A 4,267-nucleotide genomic window follows, 5' to 3' on the forward strand; every position below is an offset into this window, starting at 1 on the left:
GGCGGGAAGGGCGGCAGCGGCGGCGCCCACGGCGAGGGAGAGGGTGACGACGAGGGCGAGGGTGCCCCAGGGCAGGGTGAAGGTGTACTGGGGGATGGCTCCGTTGGCCAGGCCGCTGACCTTCCACGCCCCGAACAGGCCGCCGGCCAGGCCCAGCAGGGTGCCGTAGGCGGCGACGGCGAGGGATTCGAGGCGGATCATGCGGCGGATGCCGGCGCGGTCCATGCCGATGGCGCGCAGGACGCCGATCTCGCGGGTGCGTTCGGCGACCGACATGGCGAGCGTGTTGACCATGCCGAGTGCGGAGATCACCACCCCGAGGGCGAGCAGTCCGAAGACCATCGTGATCAGCTCGCCGGCGACGCCTGCCTGTTCGCGGACGAGCTGAGCACGGCTCTGGACCTTCAGCAGCGGGCTGTGGCCGACGGCGCCGCGCAGCTGCTTCTCGATGTCCGCGGAGGCGGCGGCGCCCTCGGTGCGGACGAGGACGCGCTGGACGGAGTCGCGCAGGTGGCTGTTCTGCTGGACATCGCCGCGCCAGGCGAGGACGTCCTGGGCGGTGGGGTTGTCCCGGTAGACGCCGACGACGGTGTAGGGGCGGCCGCGGTCTCCCCCGCCGGGGCCGGGGCCGATGCTCGCGTTGAGCCGGTCGCCGGTGGTGATGCGGTTCTCGCGGGCGAAGCTGTCGGACACCGCGATCCGGCCCGGGCCGATGCCCGTGGCGGAGCCGCTGGCGAAGCGCAGCTTCATGACCTCCCCCACGGTCTTCGGGTCGACCCCCGAGACCTGCCGGACGAGCGCGCCGGTGGAGAGGGTGGAGTCCGCGACGGCGGAGGCGGTGGCGACGCCGGGGACCGCGGCGAGGCGCTGGAGGGCGGCGGGCTCGACGGCGGTGGTGGTGTTGCGGGTGCTGATGACGTAGTCGGCGCTGAGGCCTTCGGCTGCCTGGGAATCCAGGGCCCGGCTGGAGGAGTGGTCGATGACGGCCAGTCCGGAGACGAGCGCGGTGCTGATCATCAGGGCGACGGCGGTGGCGGCGGTGCGGCGGGGGTCCCGCAGGGCGTTGTCCTTCGCGAGGTCGCCGGCGACGCCGAGGCGGGAGGCGCACCGGCCGAGGACGCGGACGACCGGGCCCGCGAGCAGGGGGGCCAACAGGATCAGGCCGGTCACGAGGATGCCGCAGCCGAGCATCGCGGTCCGCAGGTTCGCGTCCGAGGCGTCCTTCGCGTCGCTCAGCGAGACGAGCAGGCCGGCACCGGTGAGGAGTACGGCCGTGCCGGCCGCGCCCCGGATCCGGGACAGCGCCGGGGACGGGGGCTGCTCGGCGGTGCGCATCGCCTCGACGGGGGCGATCCCGGCCGCGCGGCGGGAGGGCAGCCAGGCGGCGAGGACGGTGACGCCGACGCCGACGGTGAGGGAGGCGAGCACCGGGGTGGGGCCGATCACCAGCGGACCCTGTGGCAGCAGGTCGTCCGCGGTGCCGAGCAGGCCGGGCAGGACGGTGGCGACGACGAGCCCGAGGGCGAAGCCGAGCACGGAGGCGGCGAGGCCGACCAGGGCTGCCTCGGCGAGGACGGAGCCGACGACCTGGCGGCGGGTGGCGCCGACGGCCCGGAGCAGCGCGATCTCGCGGGAGCGCCGGGTGATGAGCATGGTGAAGGTGTTGATGACGAGGAACGAGCCGATGAAGAGCGAGACGGTGGCGAAGACCAGGGGCAGCCGGGCGTGGCTGCGGGTCTTGGCGTCGATGAGGACCTGCTGCTGGTCGGCCTTCGCGGTCGCGGTGGTCGCCTCGGCGCGGTCGGCCGGCAGCAGCGTGCCGATGCGCCGGGCCAGGTCGAACGGGTCGGTGCCGGGCGCGGCGGACAGGTCGATGCCGGTGTAGCCGCCCGGAGAGGCGAACAGCCGCTGGGCGGTGGCCTTGTCGAACACCGCGAGGGTGCCGCCGGACGTGACCCGGGTGTCGTCGGTCGAGACGGTACCGACCAGCCGCATCCGCAGGACGGGGCCGTCGCTCGCCAGGATGACGGTGTCACCGAGGGCGTACGCGCCGGCCGCCGCGGTGGAGCGGTCCAGGGCCACCTCGCCGTCGGTGCGCGGTGCGCGGCCGGCGGTCAGCGGGTAGCGGCCGTCCTCGCCGTCGGGGCCGGGCATGTACGCGGCGGCCAGTTTGCCCATCGTGTTGTCGGCGCGCAACGGGGAGCCGTCCTTGGCGGCCAGTGTGACCGAGCCGTCGACGGTCGGGCGGGCCGCGGTGACACCGGGTACGGCGGCCAGCCGGGCCACGAGCGCGTCGTCGAGGGCGGTGGTCCGTTCGCCCGCGGGGGTGCCCGGCGGGTGTTTCGGGTCGACGGTGACCGCGATGCCGGCGTGGTTCTTCGAGAGGGAGGCGCGGTAGGCGGCGGTGGTGGAGTCGGCGAAGACGAGCGAGCCGGAGACGAACGCGACTCCGAGGCAGACCGCGAGCACGGTCATGGCCAGGCGGGCCTTGTGCGCGAGGACGTTGCGCAGGGCTGTTCGCAGCATGATGGGCTTTCGATGGGTGCGGGACGGGGAAAGGGCGGACGGCGGCCGGGGCGGTACGCGGTCAGTGCGCGCGGCCCTGGGCTTCGAACGCGAGCATCCGGTCCAGGACGGCGCCGGAGGTCGGCTCGTGCAGTTCGTCCACGAGGCGGCCGTCGGCGAGGAACACCACGCGGTCGGCGTGGGAGGCGGCCACCGGGTCGTGGGTGACCATCACCACGGTCTGCCCCAGTTCCCGTACCGAGTCGCGCAGGAAGCCGAGGACCTCGGCGCCGGAGCGTGAGTCGAGGTTGCCGGTCGGCTCGTCGGCGAACACGATCTCCGGGCGGGAGGCCAGGGCGCGGGCCACGGCCACGCGCTGCTGCTGGCCGCCGGAGAGCTGGGCGGGGCGGTGGGCGAGGCGGCCCGCGAGGCCGACGGTGGCGACGACGGTGTCCAGCCATGCGGTGTCGGGCTGCCGGCCGGCCAGCCGCAGGGGCAGGGTGATGTTCTCGAGCGCGGTGAGGGTGGGCAGGAGGTTGAAGCCCTGGAAGACGAAGCCGACCTTCTCCCGCCGCAGCCGGGTGAGCTGCCGGTCGTTCAGGGCGGACAGCTCGACACCGCCGAGCCGGGCCGATCCCGCGGTGACGGGGTCGAGGCCGGCCATGCAGTGCATCAGCGTGGACTTTCCGGAGCCCGAGGGGCCCATGACCGCGGTGAACCTGCCCCGCGCGAAGTCCACCGTCACCGCGTCCAGGGCGGTGACCTTGGTCTCGCCCTTCCCGTACGTCTTGGTCAGGCCGGACGCGCGGGCGGCCGGCTCCGCGAGCGGTGTGGAGGGGGAACCGGGGGAAGGGGACGTCTGTGACATGGATACTCCGCCTGGGCGTGCGACGGCCCGCGAGGGGTTCCGCGGGCCGGGGATGCATCCATCGTCACGGCCCTGAGCTGCCCGGACATCGTTCGGGAGAGGGGAGTTGGCGTCTGCCGAAAGGACGGCGGTACGCGGCCTTCCTCTACCGAAGGGAAGAGGAAGGCCGCAGGCCGGCGGCCCCTCCGCCGACGGCCCCTCCGCCGACGGCCCGTCAGGTGGCGAGGCCGGTCCGGTGGGCCAGCAGCGCCGCCTGCACGCGGCTGGTCGAACCGGTCTTGTCGAGGACGGCACCCACATGGGTCTTCACCGTGCCGATCCCGATGCCCATCCGCGCGGCGATGCCCTGGTTCGACAGCCCTTCGCCGAGCATCGCCAGGACCTCCCGCTCCCGGCCGGTGAGCCGCGCGATCCGCTCGTCCGCGGGCGCACCGCCCGCATCGTCCGGGCCGACGGCGCGCAGCATGCGGGAGATCACCGCCCCGGTGACGCCCGGGGAGAGCACGGCGTCGCCGGCGGCGGCCGCGCGGACCGCGCTGATCAGCTCCTGGGGCCCTTCGTCCTTCAGCAGGAAGCCGGCGGCGCCCTCGCGCAGCGCGCGGACGACGTTGTCGTCGTCGCCGAAGGTGGTCAGCATGACGACGCGCGGCGCGGGGTCGAGGGCGAGCAGCGGGGCGATCGCGGCCAGCCCGTCGCACACGGGCATGCGGATGTCCAGCAGCACCACGTCGGGGTGGTGTGCCGCGGCCAGCTGGACGGCCTGCTGCCCGTCCCGGGCCTCGGCGACGACGTCGATGCCGTCGGCGTGCCGCAGGATCAGGCGTACGCCGTGCCGGATCATCGTTTCGTCGTCGGCGAGCAGGACGCGGACGGGCCGAATGGTCAGGGCGGGCC

The 4,267-nt window shown here is 74.5% G+C and carries 3 protein-coding genes; all 3 read right to left on the minus strand.

Going from position 1 to position 4,267, the window contains the following annotated elements; all coding sequences use genetic code 11:
* The coding region (locus HYE82_RS34475) for an ABC transporter permease (protein WP_179178162.1) at window positions 1-2,526 on the minus strand (2,526 nt) is incomplete at its 3' end.
* Between the two features lie 61 nt (window positions 2,527-2,587).
* Window positions 2,588-3,373 (minus strand): ABC transporter ATP-binding protein, encoded by a 786-nt coding sequence (locus HYE82_RS34480; protein ID WP_179178163.1) that lies wholly within the window; start codon window positions 3,371-3,373, stop codon window positions 2,588-2,590.
* Window positions 3,374-3,587: 214 nt separating this feature from the next.
* On the minus strand, window positions 3,588-4,259 hold the full coding sequence (locus tag HYE82_RS34485; RefSeq protein WP_179178164.1) for a response regulator transcription factor: 672 nt from the start codon (window positions 4,257-4,259) through the stop codon (window positions 3,588-3,590).
* Between the last annotated feature and the right edge of the window lie 8 nt (window positions 4,260-4,267).

The organism is Streptomyces sp. BR123 (genome assembly GCF_013401435.1).
Lineage (GTDB): Bacteria > Actinomycetota > Actinomycetes > Streptomycetales > Streptomycetaceae > Streptomyces.

Excerpts from the sequence above, each read along its gene's own strand:
- HYE82_RS34480 (WP_179178163.1), bottom strand. The coding sequence starts at position 3,373 with ATGTCACAGACGTCCCCTTCCCCCGGTTCCCCCTCCACACCGCTCGCG.